The organism is Saccharibacillus sp. CPCC 101409 (assembly GCF_030518235.1).
Lineage (GTDB): Bacteria > Bacillota > Bacilli > Paenibacillales > Paenibacillaceae > Saccharibacillus.
The window spans coordinates 1-15,407 of sequence record NZ_JAULSA010000011.1; the positions used below are offsets into that span (position 1 = coordinate 1).

At 55.0% G+C, this 15,407-nt stretch carries 11 protein-coding genes and 1 rRNA gene; 3 read left to right on the forward strand and 9 right to left on the reverse strand.

Annotated elements, in window-relative coordinates:
• The 9 genes from QWJ34_RS19730 to galU all read right to left on the reverse strand — a co-directional run.
• Positions 1–67, reverse strand: a 16S ribosomal RNA gene (locus QWJ34_RS19730); the annotation flags it as partial.
• 496 nt (positions 68–563) lie between these two features.
• A complete protein-coding gene (gene ligA, locus QWJ34_RS19735; RefSeq protein WP_302730500.1) occupies positions 564–2,576 on the reverse strand; it encodes an NAD-dependent DNA ligase LigA in 2,013 nt (670 codons plus the stop codon).
• Between the two features lie 19 nt (positions 2,577–2,595).
• On the reverse strand, positions 2,596–4,965 hold the full coding sequence (gene pcrA, locus QWJ34_RS19740) for a DNA helicase PcrA (protein WP_302730502.1): 2,370 nt from the start codon (positions 4,963–4,965) through the stop codon (positions 2,596–2,598).
• Between the two features lie 446 nt (positions 4,966–5,411).
• Positions 5,412–6,119, reverse strand: coding sequence for a heptaprenylglyceryl phosphate synthase (pcrB, locus tag QWJ34_RS19745; RefSeq protein ID WP_483314292.1), 708 nt, complete (start codon positions 6,117–6,119; stop codon positions 5,412–5,414).
• An 802-nt stretch (positions 6,120–6,921) separates the two neighbouring features.
• Complete coding sequence (locus QWJ34_RS19750; RefSeq protein WP_302730503.1) at positions 6,922–8,208, reverse strand: ArnT family glycosyltransferase; 1,287 nt, start codon at positions 8,206–8,208, stop codon at positions 6,922–6,924.
• Between the two features lies 1 nt (position 8,209).
• The gene (locus tag QWJ34_RS19755; protein WP_302730504.1) at positions 8,210–8,677 is read right to left on the reverse strand and encodes a GtrA family protein; all 468 of its coding nucleotides are present in this window, start codon (positions 8,675–8,677) and stop codon (positions 8,210–8,212) included.
• Positions 8,661–9,056 carry a DUF2304 domain-containing protein gene (locus QWJ34_RS19760; protein WP_302730505.1) on the reverse strand — a complete coding sequence of 132 codons (396 nt, stop codon included), beginning with the start codon at positions 9,054–9,056 and terminating at the stop codon, positions 8,661–8,663. The genes QWJ34_RS19755 and QWJ34_RS19760 overlap by 17 nt, the downstream gene beginning before the upstream one ends.
• On the reverse strand, positions 9,053–9,820 hold the full coding sequence (locus QWJ34_RS19765) for a glycosyltransferase (RefSeq protein WP_368046911.1): 768 nt from the start codon (positions 9,818–9,820) through the stop codon (positions 9,053–9,055). The genes QWJ34_RS19760 and QWJ34_RS19765 overlap by 4 nt, the downstream gene beginning before the upstream one ends.
• Positions 9,821–9,929: 109 nt before the next feature.
• Positions 9,930–10,826, reverse strand: a complete 897-nt coding sequence (gene galU / locus QWJ34_RS19770; RefSeq protein ID WP_302730507.1) for a UTP--glucose-1-phosphate uridylyltransferase GalU — start codon at positions 10,824–10,826, stop codon at positions 9,930–9,932.
• A gap of 243 nt (positions 10,827–11,069) precedes the next feature.
• On the opposite strand from galU, the gene mraY reads away from it, so the two are divergent.
• Genes mraY through QWJ34_RS19785 form a run of 3 tightly spaced genes read left to right on the forward strand, consistent with a single transcriptional unit; the run spans position 11,070 to position 15,402 of the window.
• Positions 11,070–12,023, forward strand: a complete 954-nt coding sequence (mraY, locus tag QWJ34_RS19775) for a phospho-N-acetylmuramoyl-pentapeptide-transferase (protein ID WP_302730509.1) — start codon at positions 11,070–11,072, stop codon at positions 12,021–12,023.
• 28 nt (positions 12,024–12,051) lie between these two features.
• On the forward strand, positions 12,052–14,496 hold the full coding sequence (locus QWJ34_RS19780) for an O-antigen ligase family protein (RefSeq protein WP_302730511.1): 2,445 nt from the start codon (positions 12,052–12,054) through the stop codon (positions 14,494–14,496).
• A 15-nt stretch (positions 14,497–14,511) separates the two neighbouring features.
• Positions 14,512–15,402: a Wzz/FepE/Etk N-terminal domain-containing protein gene (locus QWJ34_RS19785; RefSeq protein WP_302730513.1), complete on the forward strand. Its 891-nt coding sequence runs from the start codon at positions 14,512–14,514 to the stop codon at positions 15,400–15,402.
• The last annotated feature ends 5 nt before the right edge of the window (positions 15,403–15,407 follow it).

Below are 15,407 nucleotides of genomic sequence, written 5' to 3' on the forward strand. Positions count from 1 at the left end.
GCTCGACTTGCATGTATTAGGCATGCCGCCAGCGTTCGTCCTGAGCCAGGATCAAACTCTCCATTAAAGTTGGCGACCGAAGTCACCGTTTAAAAGAAAGCACCATGTGCTCGTTTTGAAGCTTGGCGTTGGAATTTCAATTCGCTTTACCCAGAAGGATCCGCGATTTTCATTCCGAACGTTGTGGATTCTCGATTGCTCAAGAATCTATTTTTCTCACGACGATCTGCATCGTCGCAACTCACTCACCATTCAGTTTTCAAAGAACTTGCGGCCGGCAACTTAACTTGCCGAACGTTTTACATCTTACTCTTATCGCTTTCCTTTGTCAACTCTTTTTTTCGAACCGTTTTTCCGAAGTCCGTTTTATTTGAGTGTCCGTCAGAAGCGACAAGAAATATCTTATCATCCCGCAAACAAGAAAGCAAGCATTTTTTTAAAGAAAATCGCAAAGTCTTTCTCTTCCCAATCTTCACCTGTCTCAAGTCTCGCAAACACGGAACCCGTAACGGGAGAAAAGCCTGTCAGCCCAGGCTTTTCTCCCGTTATCGTCGGCGGCTTTGTTACTCGTTCAGCAGCCGAATCAGTTCGTCTTCGTCTTCGATCACTTCGATCTCCAGTTCGCGCGCTTTGGTGAGCTTGCTGCCCGCTTTCTCTCCGGCGATTACGATATCCGTTTTCTTAGATACGCTGCCCGTCACTTTGGCGCCCAGCGCTTCCAGCTTTTCGGCCGCCTCGTCGCGTGTAAGCTGATGCAGCGTCCCCGTAAGCACGACCGTTTTGCCGCTGAAATACGAATCTTGTTCAACTTCTTCCCGCGCTTCCGGAAGGGTCGGATTGACGCCGAGCTGGCGCATCTTCTCGATGCCCGCGCGCATAAACGGATCGTTAAAGTAGTTCACGATGCTTTCCGCCACGATCCCGCCTACATCCGGCAGTTCAATCAGTTCTTCGGCGGCAGCGTTCATCACTTTATCGAGATCGCGGTAATGCTCCGACAGCATCTTGGTCGTCGTCTTACCGGTGTTCGGAATGCCCAGCGCAAACAGGAACGAAGCCAGGTCTCGCGTTTTGCTGTGCTCCAGCGCTTCAAGCAGGTTGCTCGCTTTGCGTTCTCCGAAGCGTTCCAGCTTGACCAGCGACTCCTGCTTCAATTCGTACAAATCGGCAGGCTCGCGCACAGTCAATTCTTCATAGAGCTGCGTGGCCGTTTTGATACTGAACGTTTCGATATCCATGGCGTCCCGCGAAGCGAAATGCGTAATCCTCGCAATCGACTGCGGTTTGCACGAAAGGGTATTGTCGCAGAACAAATGCGCGCCCCGCTGCACGAGCGGGAAGCCGCACGCCGGACATTTTTCCGGATATACGATCTCCTCGCCGTCGCTTTCTTCCGTCACTTTGCCCAGGATCTCCGGAATGACGTCGTTGGAGCGGCGAATAAACACACGGGTGCCGAGCGCGTGCTTCAAGTTCTTGCGTTCGATATCGCCGATATTGTTGAGCGTGCAGTTCTTGACGGTCACGCCCGCCAGTTCCACCGGAGCAAGTCTTGCGATCGGCGTAATCTTGCCCGTGCGGCCCACTTCCCACGAAACGGATTCGAGCACGGTGGTCGTTTCTTCGGCTTCGAATTTGTAGGCGACGGCCCAGCGCGGAAACTTGTCGGTATAGCCGAATACGGAACGCGTGCGCACATCGACAATCTTGACGACGGCGCCGTCGATCAGGTAATCGAGCTTGCCGCGCCCCGTTTCGATCTCTTCCAGCTGCTCCATCACGTCCTCGAATTTGTCGAAGTAGAAGATGTAAGGATTGATTTTAAAATGGTTCTCGCGCAGAAAATCCATCATTTCCATATGGCTGGAGAACGCGCGGTTGTCGCTGTAGCCTACATTATAGAAGAAAGCGCTGAGCTTGCGGCTCGCCGTGACTTTCGGATTCAGGTTGCGCAGAGCGCCGGCGGCGGCGTTCCGGGCATTCTTGAGCGGTTCCAGCGCCGCCTTGTTGTACGTTTCCAGCACGGACAGGTTCATGATGCCTTCGCCCTGGATCTCAAGCGTGCCGTCTTTGTACGGGATGGACAGCGGAACGGAGCGGATCGTTTTGATCTGCTCCAAAATACCTTCGCCCGTTACGCCGTTGCCGCGCGTCGCCGCCTGCACGAGTTTGCCGTCGGTATAGGTCAGGTTCAGCGTCAGGCCGTCGAATTTGAGTTCCAGCGCATACTGGAGTTCCGGCAGCGGATTGTCGGGATTCTTGGTGTTGTAATCGTTCCAGAGCTTCAGCGCGCGGTTGCTCCAGGTGGTCAGCTGCTCTTCGTTCTGCGCTTTGTCCAGACTCCAGAGCGGGGCCAGATGCCGGTGCGGCGAAAAGCCTTTGAGCAGCTCGCCGCCGACCCGCAGCGTGGGCGAATCCGGCAGCACCAGACCGCTCTCCTGCTCCAGCTTGACCAGACGGTCGTACAGGACGTCGTACTCTTTGTCGCTGACCAGCGGCTGATCCAGCGTATAGTAATGGTAGCTGTAGCGGTTGAGTTCCTCGACCAGCCCTTCCATCTCGTGCATCGCGTCCATAGGTTCTCTCCTTTTCGGTTTACTCCACCTTGGTAATCGGCGCAAAACCCGCAAGCAGCCGCTTGATGCCGACCGGCGCTTTGAACGCGATGTTCAGCTCGGTGTCGTTGCCGCTGCCTTTGATCGATACGATCGTGCCTTCGCCCCATTTGCCGTGCGCCACTTTATCGCCCACCTGGAAAGCGCCGGTATTGTTGGTGCTCCGCGCGGCGGGCTGTCCGCCGGCCGGAGTAACGGTCACGCCCGACGTGCGCGGCGCGACGGCGGGACGGCCCATGCCGGTCGGCGAAGATCCCGCGCCCGGACGACTTCCGCGGCCTGAGCTTCCAAAGCCGCCCGACGAGGATGAACCTCCGCCGAAGCTTCTTCCGCCTCCGCGCGAATTGCCGTAGCCTTTATCCGGATCGCCTCCGCGGCGGTAGCGGTCGGGATTGATGCCGGTATCTTCTTTAAGTTCGTCCGGAATCTCCTGGAGGAAACGCGAGGGCGGATTCGCCGTCGTGCGTCCGAACAGGGTACGCATCTGCGCGCAGGACAGATACAGCTGCTTCTCCGCGCGGGTGATGCCCACGTAAGCGAGCCGGCGTTCTTCTTCGAGCTCGTCGTTGTCGAGGAAAGCCCGGCTGTGCGGGAACACGCCTTCTTCCATCCCGATAATAAACACGACCGGGAACTCCAGACCTTTGGCGCTGTGCATGGTCATGAGGATCACAGCGTCGTCGGAAACTTCTTCTTTTTTCTCCCCCATGGAGTCGATGTCGGCGATCAGCGCAAGATCCGTCAGGAACGACACCAGCGACTTCTCTTCGTTGCGCGCTTCGAACTCCAGCGTAACGGACAGAAACTCGTCGATATTCTCGATGCGGGCTTTGGACTCCAGCGTGTTTTCTTTTTGCAGCTCGATCCGGTACTGGCTCATCTCCAGAATCTTCTCGGTCAGTTCGGTGACGGACAGGTAGTCGACCATCCGGTGCAGCGCCACGATCATATCGTAAAATTCGACCAGCGCGTTGCGCGTGCGTCCGGCGAAGCCGAGGTCGTCCACCACTTCGAGAATCTTGAACATGGACACGCCGCGTTCGGTCGCAGCCGCCGCCAGTTTCGCTACGCTCGTATCGCCGATCCCCCGCTTGGGCACGTTGATGACGCGAACCAAACTGATATCGTCGTCCGGATTGGACAGCAGGCGCAGGTAGGCGAGCAGATCCTTGATTTCTTTGCGGTCGTAGAATTTGATGCCACCGACGATCTGGTACGGGATATCCGACTTGATCAGAATTTCTTCGATAACCCGGGACTGGGCGTTCGTACGGTAGAGAATGGCGTGATCTTTGTAAACCATTTTCTTTTTGATGTTCTTATGAATTTCGCCCGTGACAAAATACCCTTCGTCGTGCTCGGTGCTGCCGCGGAACACGCGAATCTTCGGTCCGCCGTCCTGATCGGTCCACAGGTTCTTCGGCTTGCGGCCGGTGTTGCGCCCGATCACGCCGTTGGCGGCATTCAGAATGTTCGCCGTGGAACGGTAATTCTGCTCGAGCAGGATCGTTTCGGCTTCCGGGTAATCTTTTTCAAAATTGAGGATGTTCGTGATGTCGGCGCCGCGCCAGCGGTAAATGGACTGGTCGCTGTCGCCCACGACGCAGATCTGGTGATGCTTCTCGGCCAGCATGCGGCACAGCATATACTGCGCGCGGTTGGTATCCTGGTATTCGTCGACGTGGATATAGCGGAATTTCTTCTGATACGAATCGAGCACTTCCGGCACTTCTTTGAACAGGTCGATCGTGGTCATGATCAGATCGTCGAAATCGAGCGAGTTGTTGCTGCGCAGGCGTTTCTGGTACATGCCGTACACTTTGGCCGCGATGGACTCCATAAAGTCGCCGCCGGCTTTTTGCTCGTACATCTTCGGGGTGATCAGTTCGTTCTTCGCCGCGCTGATGAGGGCCTGGACGGCCTTCGGCTCGAATTTCTTCGTGTCGAGGTTGAGGTCTTTCATGCAGTTGCGGATGACGGAAAGCTGGTCGCCCGAATCGAGGATCGAGAAGTTGGACGAAAAGCCGATCCGGGCAATATCGCGGCGCAGAATGCGCACGCACATGGAGTGGAACGTGGAGACCCAGATTTCTTTGCCGTCCGGGCCAACCAGGGCCGAGACCCGTTCCTGCATCTCGCGCGCGGCTTTGTTGGTAAACGTGATGGCGAGTATGCCCCACGGGGCGCTTTTGCGCGCTTGGATCAGGTGGGCGATGCGGTGCGTGAGCACTCGCGTCTTGCCGCTGCCCGCTCCGGCCATAATCAGCAGCGGCCCGTCGGTCTTGAGCGCGGCTTTGCGCTGCTGCGGATTGAGGCGGGCGATCGATTCATCGAGGTTAAAAGTCGACATGATGATGGTGCTCCTTTCTTTGGGAGAAGGGTGGGCGCGCATTGGGAGACGCTGCGGGAGGCGGGGGCCCTACGATCGCTGTTCAAATTCGTTTTTTCGATCGGATATTATAAGGTGAAAAACGAATTTGAAAGGCGAACGCTCAATACGTTGTTTCCGTTCGAAAGTAACGCTCACCGTCGAATGATTCGTTTATGCTTTAAGAACGAATCCGGCGCACGAAATTTGTAACAATATGAAACAACGTACAGCTTCTTCGGGCTCCCCGCCTCCCTCCGCTCCGTTCGCGCGTTGGGTTGGGTTGAAAAACAAAAAGACTAAAAGGCATAAGGAATGCACGCGATTATGCATTCCGGGATTGGCTTGATGACGTTGTAGGTCGCTGTGAAGCCGTTTCGATCAGAAGCGGCTTGGTTGGCGGAACGGTTCAAAAGGCTCGCGGCCGGTCAGGCCGGATCGGCGTCGCGGACGCCGCGAACGGTGTTCAGCGCGGACGGCAAGTCGTCGTAAACGACGTTGCCGACGACGACGGTATCGGCGGCGCGGGCGGCGTTCAGCGCCGCCTGGTAATCGCGGACGCCCCCGCCGTAGAAAACGGCGGCTTCGCTCGTCGCGCGGCGGACTTCCCGCACGAGGTCGAGATCGCCGTAAGTACCGCTGTACTCGATATAAACGATCGGCAACCGCATCAGCTTATCCGCCATGCGGGCATAAGCCGCGGCGGCGGGAGCTCCGATATCCGTCTCGGCGCCGGTCAGGCGGGCAACGGTGGAATCGGGATTGAGCACGATGTAGCCTTCGGCCGCCAGCATGTCCCACGGGATCAGCTCGCCGAAGCTTTCGATGCCTTCCCGGTGCCGGCCGACGATCCATTCCGCCCGGTCCGTATTGAGGACCATCGGAATCAGATACAGATCGAAACCGGGCACGATCGATTCCAGCGTCGAGACCTCCAGCGCGCACGGCAGCTCGTATCGCCGGATACGCGACATCAGCTCCACCGTGTTCTCGTAAGTCACGCCGCTCGAACCGCCGACGAGAATCGCGTCGCTGCCCGATAAACAGACCGCTTCCAGCGCCTCGTCCGATATTTCCCGGTCCGGGTCCAGCTTAAAAACGTGTCTCCACGTCTCGAACATCCTGCTCAATTCCATTCCTCCATCCGCCTTGTCCGCCTGCCGGGACAGGTTGCTCCAAGATAAGTCTATTCTACGCGAAAGACCGTGTCAATTTTTTGTTCGTATATAATGCGAACAGCCTGATCTACGAAGTGATCAGGTTCGCTCGCATCCCAATGCGAACAACTTGATAGACGCAGGATATCAAGTCGCTTCGCATGGCGAACAGCCTGATCTACGAAGTGATCAGGTTCGCTCGCATCCCAATGCGAACAACTTGTTGGAGGCACGACAGCAAGTCGTTTCACATGGTGAACAGCCTGATCTACGAAGTGATCAGGTTCGCTCGCATCCCAATGCGAACAACTTGATAGACGCAGGGATATTAGGTCAAGTCCATAATGATGTGTAAAAACACTTCCCCAAAAAGGAGGCACAACCGGCTATTCTTTTTACACACCCACCGTGCAAGTCCTTTGAAGCCCCACAGAAAATGTGCACTTTTAGTCCGCATTTCGGACTAAAAAAGAACCGATACGGAAAAATGCTGACTTTTCGTCCACATTTTACGAACAAATCGTCGTTTTCCGCGATTTTCACGTCCAAATGTGTACATTTCGTCAGCATTTTCGTTCGACCCTCAAATTTTTCGCTAAAATGCTGACCTGGCGGCAACATTTGAGGGGCATCCCCGGTGTTCCCTTCAGTCTTGAGTGGCGGCAGCGTCTTCCGACCTCGCCGCTGGATCGACGAGCCGCATCTTTTTCACACACAAATATGGACTTGACCGAAGAAAGACACGTCGGAAGCATACGCTAAGGAATTTCTCTCGCAGCATTCATGGTTCTCTAACGGATTGGACTTTTTTCAAAAGAATCTGTCTACGCTTGCTCCTCCAACGCTCATACCATTCAAGCAGCGCCGGCGCCGCAAACAAGATAAATAAAAACATATTCGGATAGCCGTATCTCGGAATCGCGATAAACGGCACATAAATCAGCGTAAAGTACGCCAGCACGGCCAGCGGCGCGTAGGCGGAACGCCGCTTTCTTTTTAACGCCAGCACGATCCCGTAAATCCCCAGCAGCAGGTAAGCCGCGTGTACGATAAAGTAATGCGCCCAGGTCATACCCAGAATCGGCCGCTCCCAATACGCGATTCCGTACAGGCCGCCGAACTTGCCCGCGGTGTAGAAAGCAAGGTATTTCAGCGGTTCGTGCGTGAATCCGTATATCGCCATCCGGACCGCGGCCTTCGCCATATCGTCGTCCGAGCCGCTCATGACATCGCCGCCGTACTGCGGATACTTGTCGTAGAAGCCGTCCGGCACCTGCCCGAACGCGACCGCGCCCAGAATCATCGGGCTGCCGGCGGCTTCGGTGAACGGGATAAAGCGGCCGAAGACTTCGTAGTTGCGAATCCACCAGGGCGACATCAGCAGCGCGAACACGCTCAGGATCACCGCGGTGTAAGCCAGCATGCGTCCGAACGAATAGCGCCGCGCCAACCAGAACAATCCGGGAATCAGCGGCAGCAGCGCGGCGTGCGGTTTGAAGTAACAGAGCGATGTCCAACAAACGGCAAACAGCGCCCATCGCAGCACCCCCGGCTTATCCAGCGCATGCAGCAGCAAGCAGACGGTCAGCATGAGGCACAGGCGAAAAGTCGATTCGGTCAGCACCGATCCGGACAGCCAGTAATCGGGCAGATACAGCGCCAGCAGCACGGAAGCGGTCATCGCCGCGCGGGTGCCGCCGAGGGCGCGCTTTGCCAGCACGAACATCAGATAAACGCCCAGCGCCTGAAACGCTCCCTGCACAATCCGCAGCAGCATCGCGCCGTGTTCGCCTCCGAGCCATCTCGCGCCGGCAAGCAGCAGCGGAAACAGCGGCATAATAAAAGTGGACGGAGCATCACCGGTGTTGTAGGTCAGTACGCCGGTTTCCAGCAGTTTGTCGGCGGTCTGCACGTATTTGACGTCGTCGTCGTTCATGCCGGCGTAGGAACCGAGCAGCAGACGGTCGCCGTAAGACAGCGAGATCGCGCAGCTGACGAGGAACACGAGCGCGCACAGCATCAGCAGACGCAGGCGGGTACGGCGGGTTTCTTCTTTTAAGGAAAACAATTCAGCGGACCTCCCGTGTCGGCGGCGAGCGGAACGCCCACGCTTTATTCCAGATAAAGTTGTGAATCGGCACAAGCACGATCGACGCCGCCTGGCCGTAGCCGTACCACCAGCCCAGCACCCGGTCGAACAGATACAGGATCAGCAGATTGAGCGCCAGACCCGCGCAGGACACGATCGTATACCGCAGCAGGACCGACAGCGAGCCTTCGCTGCTTTTGAACGTCCAGCGGAGATTGACGGCATAGGAGAACAGCAGCGACAGGATAAAGCCCAGCGCCGCGCCCACCAGCGGGTCGCCCCCGCCTTTTTCCACATACAGAAGCAGCGTCCCCGTCTGAAGCGCGGTGCCGAACACGCCGACTACGCCGTATTTGATAAAGTCGATCAAGTGGGCGCGGAGCGGCCGAAAACGCGAAAAGCCGGAAGTCCGCCCCGCCGGCGCCGGCCGATCATCGTTCCGGTTCATGGTCTCGCCCTCCCTGCGTTTGTTCGAGTCTCCGCTCCAGTTCTTCTACCCGGTTGCGCATCAGGCCCAGCTCCTGGGTCAGCGTGTGCAGCTTGCGGGAATGGTTGGAGAGCGACACGGTGAGTGTATACAGAATCAGAAAAATGCCCGAGACGGACAGCAGAAACACGGCGTTGACCGGGACTTCGATGCCCATCAGCCGCGCGATAAAGAAAAAAATCTGCGGAAAGATCGATACGACCACCGCCGCGGTGCTGAGGAAAATCCAGATCAACGCGTATTTCAGTTCAAGTTTATAGCGCCGGATGCGGTTGATAAACAAAACGAAGACGGCCAGGCTGACCGCCAGCAGCAGCAGCTGCAGTTTGAGCGAAATCATACGTTTCTCATCCCGCTTCCTCTCAGCATATCGATCAGGATCGCCAGCGATACTTTGACCATGTAGTAGGCCGAGCGGAAGCTGCGGATCGAAGAGCGGCCCCCGCTTCGCTCGGACATAAGCACGGGAACCTCGGCGACGCGGCCGCCGAGCCGCAGCACGTGCATCACCGATTCCGGCTCGGGATAATCGCTCGGATAGTGCGCCGCGAACAGGGTCATAATCCGCCGGTTGACGGCGCGAAAGCCGGAGGTGGGATCGGTGACGGTCTGCCCGGTAATCAGGCGAATAAGACGGCTGAAATAACGGATGCCGGCGCGGCGCATCGGCGTCGATTGGAAGCCGCGCTTCTCGATATAGCGCGAGCCGATCGTCAGGTCGGCTTCGCCCGCCAGCAGCGGAGCGATCAGCGCGGGGATGAACTCGGCGCGGTGCTGGCCGTCGCCGTCGAACTGGACGGCGATATCGTAACCGTGCGAGCAGGCATATTTGTAGCCGGTCTGCACGGCTCCGCCGATGCCCAGATTACAGGGAAGGCTCACAACGTTGGCGCCCGCCTCGGCGCAGACTTCGGCGGTATCGTCGGTCGATCCGTCGTTGACGACCAGCGCTTCCAGTCCCGCTTCGCGCAGGCTCAGCAGCAGCGGGCCGATATTGTCGCGTTCGTTGAACGCGGGGATAATGAGCAGCAGTTTGGGCGGCCGGGAAAGTCCGGTCGGTCCCGACGATTCGGCTGCGTGCGGTTGAGTCGGTTTGGGCGGCACTTTAATTTCTCCTTTACGGCCGGTTTGCGGCCGTGCGTTTACCGAAGAAGACGTCGGCACGGCTTCATGCGAAAGCCCGGCCGTCAGGCCGGGCTCCCCGTTCGCTATTTTAACGCTTTTCTTCGTATTCGGCCAGTGCCTTCTTCATGTAAGCGGCCAGCGGCTCGCTCATTTCTTCGTTTTGCAGCGCGTAATGGATCGTCGTCTCGATAAACCCGATCTTGACGCCCACGTCGTGCCGCTGCCCTTCGAAATTGTACGCCAGGACTTCCTGCGATTGGCCGAGCGTGGCGATTCCGTCCGTAAGCTGGATCTCGCCTCCGGCGCCGGTCGGCTGATTCTCCAGAATCTCGAAGATTTCCGGCGTCAGGATATAGCGTCCCATAATCGCCAGGTTCGACGGCGCGTCTTCGCGTTTCGGTTTCTCGACCAAACCGTTGGCTTTGAACGTGCGTTCTTCGCCTTCGATCGGTTCGCTGTCCACGATTCCGTAACGGAACACGTCCTCCCACGGCACTTCCTGCACGCCGACGACCGAAGCCTGGTGCTTGTCGAATACGTCGAGCATCTGCTTCAGGCACGGCGTATCGGATTCGACGATATCGTCGCCGAGCAGAACCGCAAACGGTTCGTTGCCGATAAATTTGCGCGCGCACCAGATCGCATGGCCGAGACCTCTGGGTTCTTTTTGCCGGATGTAGTGGATGTCGGCCATCTCCGAAGGTTTGCGGACTTCTTCGAGCAGATCCCACTTCTCGCTTTCTTCAAGTGTTTGTTCCAAGCCGAAAGAAGTGTCGAAATGATCCTCGATCGCGCGTTTTTCTTTGCCGGTTACGATGATGATATCCTCGATGCCCGATTTGACCGCTTCTTCCACGATATATTGGATGGTCGGCTTATCGACGATCGGCAGCATCTCTTTCGGCATCGCCTTGGTGGCGGGCAGGAAGCGCGTACCGAGGCCGGCCGCCGGAATAATCGCTTTGCGAACTTTCTGTTTACTCATCTGTGGTTTCCTCCTAAAGACTGGTCTGAAATAGCCGAACGGACCGTCCCTCTTCCCGTTTGCGCATGCGTCCCGTGAAAAAAAGCCAATTTCTGCCGGACTTCTCTTGTGGCGGGCGTGCAAATTGCTTAAAATAAGGGAGTTACGGTGTTCATGCGAGCGCGTTACATAACCTTTACTTCTATTATTAACCGATAGAACCGCTTCAAAATCTGAATTGCCGATTGGAGAAGACTGAAACCCATGAATTTTTACACGTTGATTGCCGCTATTCTGTCATTCGTACTCGTCGCTCTGCTGGCTCCGCTCTGGATCCGCACGCTGCGCAACATCGGTTGGCTCCAGCCGATCCGCAAGGAGCTGCCGCCCGATCACCAGGCCAAGAAAGGCACGCCGCTGATGGCGGGCATGATCTTTATGGTCGGAGTGCTGATCGCCGTGATCGCTCAGCCGACGCCGCTCATGTGGCTGCTGGCCGCGTCGTTCGTCTTGTTCGGCATTGTGGGCTTTAGCGACGACTTCAAGAAAGCCGCGTTCCAGGACCCGCAGGGGATCTCGGGCAAAGCGAAGCTGATCTTCCAGTTTGCGTTTACGATCACTCTGCTGCTGATTGCGATGAACAGCTTCGGCGTGGAACCGACGATCGCGTTCCCGGGCGGATTCGTCTGGACGCTGCCGGCCGTGGTTTACTTCATTATTATGCTGCTGTTTATCGTCGGTTCGGCCAATGCGATCAACTTCACCGACGGCCTGGACGGCCTGCTGATTATCGTCGCGATTCCGACTTATCTGTTCTTCTTCGTGATCTCGGACCATTCGTCGGTCAAGCTGTTCTCGCTTATCATGGTCGGCGCGCTGCTCGGATTGTTCCTGTACAATAAATACCCGGCCAAAGCGTTTATGGGCGATACCGGGTCGCTCGCGATCGGCGGGTCGCTTTCGCTGATGGCCGTGATCGAAAAAGTCGAGATTCTCGTGCCGCTGCTGTTTGTAATCTATTTTGCGGAACAATTCTCGGTCATTATCCAGGTCGCTTATTACAAACGGACCAAAAAGCGCATCTTCCGCATGACGCCGATCCACTACCACTACAGTTTGAAGTACGGCTGGAACGAGCGCAAGATCGTGGCGGTATTCGGAAATGTATCGTGGCTCGGGGCGTTCTTGAGCTGGCTGATCTGGTATTTGTGGATGTAACGCAATCGAGATGAAGGGCGGGGGCAATTTGAATAAAAAAAAGCAAATTCCTCAATATAAAGTTCCCTTTTATACACTGCAAGTAATTTGGGCGATTCTTATTTTGTTTTTAATCTGGGCGCCTTTTCAACACGGGTTATTCACCGGGCAGCAGCTGATTTTTATGCGTCCGGTCTACTTTTCTTCAGTGGTGTCCGGTCTGCTAATGATATTAATCCTATTCCGTTTTCGCAGCGAACTCCGCATAGATGGCGGGCGAGGAGCAGCAGCGGCAGCAGTTTTGCTTCTTCCTTTTGCTTATACGCTCGCTTTGGTGCGCGCAGCTTCGTTTTATATGGCTTCGGACGCTATCCTGATCAGTTTGACTCTCGCGCACTTTTTCATCATTGGGCTGTATCTATTCAGACATTCTTCGGCTCGCCGGGCCGTTACGGGAACCTTAATCGGCAGCGGCGCTTTGATCGTAATCTTCGGGTTGATGAATTGGTTGGGCGCTCAGAAGTTTGCGGGCAAAGCGGTTGGCTGGTTCTCGAACGCCGTATTGTCAAACGGTACCTATCAAGATGCCGTACTGGTTAATTTGGAACAGCGTCGTTTAACCTCCGTCTTCCAATATCCGAATACGTACGCCGCATTCTTGACAGCTCTTCTGATGGCCTTACTGTTTTCAATTCCTCGTTCGAGCGTAAAAATCCGTTTTTTCCAAGGCGCTCTACTGGTTCCAATATCGATCTCTTTGCTGCTAACCGCTTCACGCGGCGGGCTGCTTGCACTTCCTCTTTCTTTTCTTCTGCTGCTTGCAATGCTTAAACCGCTCAAACAAATATGGACGCTGGCACTGCTGCTGCCTTCCGCACTTTTTACTCTTCTCGTATTCCTTCCTTTTCGAACGCTCGGCATAGGGCTCCAGCAGCAATTCGACGGACGCGATGCCGCAGCGGCCTGGTCCCTACTTCTGGCGGCATCGTTTGCCAACGGTGCGGCAGTGATGCTGATTCACAGACTTAAGCCTGAGAAATTAGAAACGAGGCTTCCTGCTCTGCTTGCCCGAAAGCGGGCAAATCTTTGGATTCCATCGATACTGCTCTTGACTTTCATCACTGCGATCGGATTGCTGCTCGGAACCGGGATGAGGCGCATGCTTCCGATATCCTTACAAACCAGCCTGCAGGCGCTGGATATTCAACAGCGCAGCGCGGCGGAGCGTTTGATGTTCTACCGGGATTCAATCGGCTTATTTCGGGACTATCCGATAACCGGCGCCGGCGGCGGTGCCTGGGCGACTCTATACCCCAAATATCAGAGTCTTCCGTACGAAACAAGTCAAACGCATAATTACTTGCTTCAAAGTTTGAACGAAACCGGACTAGTCGGATTGTTATCTTTGATCTTTCTCCTTGGTCTTGTATTCTTCGGTTTTATCAGGCAGCTAGGTCAAACAGTCGAAACGCAAAAAGAAGAAAAATTCATCTTCGCCGCCATAGCATTGCCCCTCCTGGTCCACAGCATGCTGGATTTCGACATGAGCTATCTGTATATTGGAATATTGACTTTTTTATCTCTCGGCGGAATGGCGTCTTCATTGGAGGACGGCGTTTTTTTTAAACCTCCCAAAGTAAATATATGGAGTTACGTTTATAAAACGTCATTGTTGGTAGGAAGTTTAATTGCTATTATAATGGGCGCAAGATTTCTTGCAGCAGCGAATGCCGCTCAGCAAGCTACCGCTATTATGCAAAGCGGCGGACAACTGGAGTACTCTTCACTCCGCAGGTCGATTGATCGTACGCTAAATATTCGACTTTATCCCGATATCGCAATCCAACTTGCGGTTCTCCTCCAGAACAGTTACGAGCAGAATCCGGAGCCCGCTTTGCTTGAAGAAGCAAGTCGTCTGCTGATTCAAATTTACGATAACGAACCGTTTAATCGGTCCGTTATTCAACGGCTGGTTAACGGCTATTCTCTGGCGGGCCAGAAAGATCGGGCGCTCGAATTTGCAGAAGCCGGAGTTGATAAACTCCAATGGAACACGACCGTATATGAACAGACAGTCACTTTATCTTATACGCTGGGCGAGCAGGCGTTGGCCCGAAAAAACCGGAAAGAAGCCAGCTATTATTTCGATAAGGGCATCCGCGCATATCAAAAAATGGAGGCGCTCGCCAAACAGTGGCAGGCTGCCCCGCTCGATGTCCGTCCGGCTCAAACGTTCGTAGTCACGCCGGGCATCATCCTGAATGTCGGAAAAATGATGTATTTGTCCGGCAGCCCTGTCCAGGCCGCCGAAGTGTTCAAACCGCAGCTTGCCGCTCTTGATTATACCGTCGCTTCCGATCGCGAAATAGCCTGCTGGTATATAGCGGCGCTTCGAGCCGCCGGAAGCGAAGATAAGCTTATCTATCAAACGTTACTCTCGGCCGATCCGTCGGCTGAAGTGCTAGTTGAACAGATAACCGCCTTGAAGCCCTGAAAATGGAGGCCCCCAATGAATGAAAAATTCGATTTCGATCAGCTGTTTCAGGCTTTGCATAAAGGCAAAAAAATCATTGCGGCATTTGCGGTCGCGACGTTTTTAATCAGCTTTGCTTTGACTTGGCTGTTTATTAAACCTTCTTATGTCGCAACGGCACGGATTACCGTAAATACCCTCGGAGATGCCGGTGAAATTCTGTACCTTAGCGTCAACCTCGAATCGCTGTCCGATCAGCTTCGAAGCGACATTTCGTTGGAACGAATTCATCGAAAGTTAGACGATCCTGCCTATACGCGAAAAAAGCTCAATTCGGCAATTTTTTTTGAAACTTATCCTAATCTGAATTCCGTTGAATTATCCGCTAAAGCCCCAAGTCCCGAACAGGCCGCCAGACTGGCCAATTTATCTGCGGAAGAATTTGCCAATCTGGCAGAAGTAAACTCACTGCTGAATTCGCTGGTCAAAGATAATCAATATCAGATTTCAATTCAGGAGCAGCTTGCTGGAAAAAAAGCGGAGGAACAGGCCTTTAAGCAAAGCCTAGATAAAGCGGCAGAAGAAAAAATCGATAGTGCCGATTATTCGGAGCTTCAGAAACAACATGGAGCGGCTCGACTGGAAACGCTGCATCTGCAGGCAGAGTACGAGGAGTCCGTAAAGCAAACGGCTCGTAAACAACATGAAATATCCGAACTTCAGAATACGTCTTTGTCGGAAGAACTTCAAACCGAACAACCCGAGCGGCAGACGGACGATCTTCAAGCCATTGCAGTATTTCCGGCGTCCGCGCCGCAGGAGCCCGAGAGCGTTCCGCACATCCTGTTCGCCTTGTTGTCTTCATGTTCGGCAGCACTGATCGGTGTTTTGTATTCTCTGCTCAAATATCCTTCCGGAAAAAGTTGAGGTGA

Bases quoted from the DNA above. Each gene is read 5' to 3' on its own strand.
- ligA (WP_302730500.1), bottom strand. From the start codon at position 2,576: ATGGACGCGATGCACGAGATGGAAGGGCTGGTCGAGGAACTCAACCGC.
- pcrA (WP_302730502.1), bottom strand. From the start codon at position 4,965: ATGTCGACTTTTAACCTCGATGAATCGATCGCCCGCCTCAATCCGCAG.
- pcrB (WP_483314292.1), bottom strand. From the start codon at position 6,119: ATGGAATTGAGCAGGATGTTCGAGACGTGGAGACACGTTTTTAAGCTG.
- QWJ34_RS19755 (WP_302730504.1), bottom strand. From the start codon at position 8,677: ATGAACCGGAACGATGATCGGCCGGCGCCGGCGGGGCGGACTTCCGGC.
- QWJ34_RS19760 (WP_302730505.1), bottom strand. From the start codon at position 9,056: ATGATTTCGCTCAAACTGCAGCTGCTGCTGCTGGCGGTCAGCCTGGCC.
- galU (WP_302730507.1), bottom strand. From the start codon at position 10,826: ATGAGTAAACAGAAAGTTCGCAAAGCGATTATTCCGGCGGCCGGCCTC.
- mraY (WP_302730509.1), top strand. From the start codon at position 11,070: ATGAATTTTTACACGTTGATTGCCGCTATTCTGTCATTCGTACTCGTC.
- QWJ34_RS19785 (WP_302730513.1), top strand. From the start codon at position 14,512: ATGAATGAAAAATTCGATTTCGATCAGCTGTTTCAGGCTTTGCATAAA.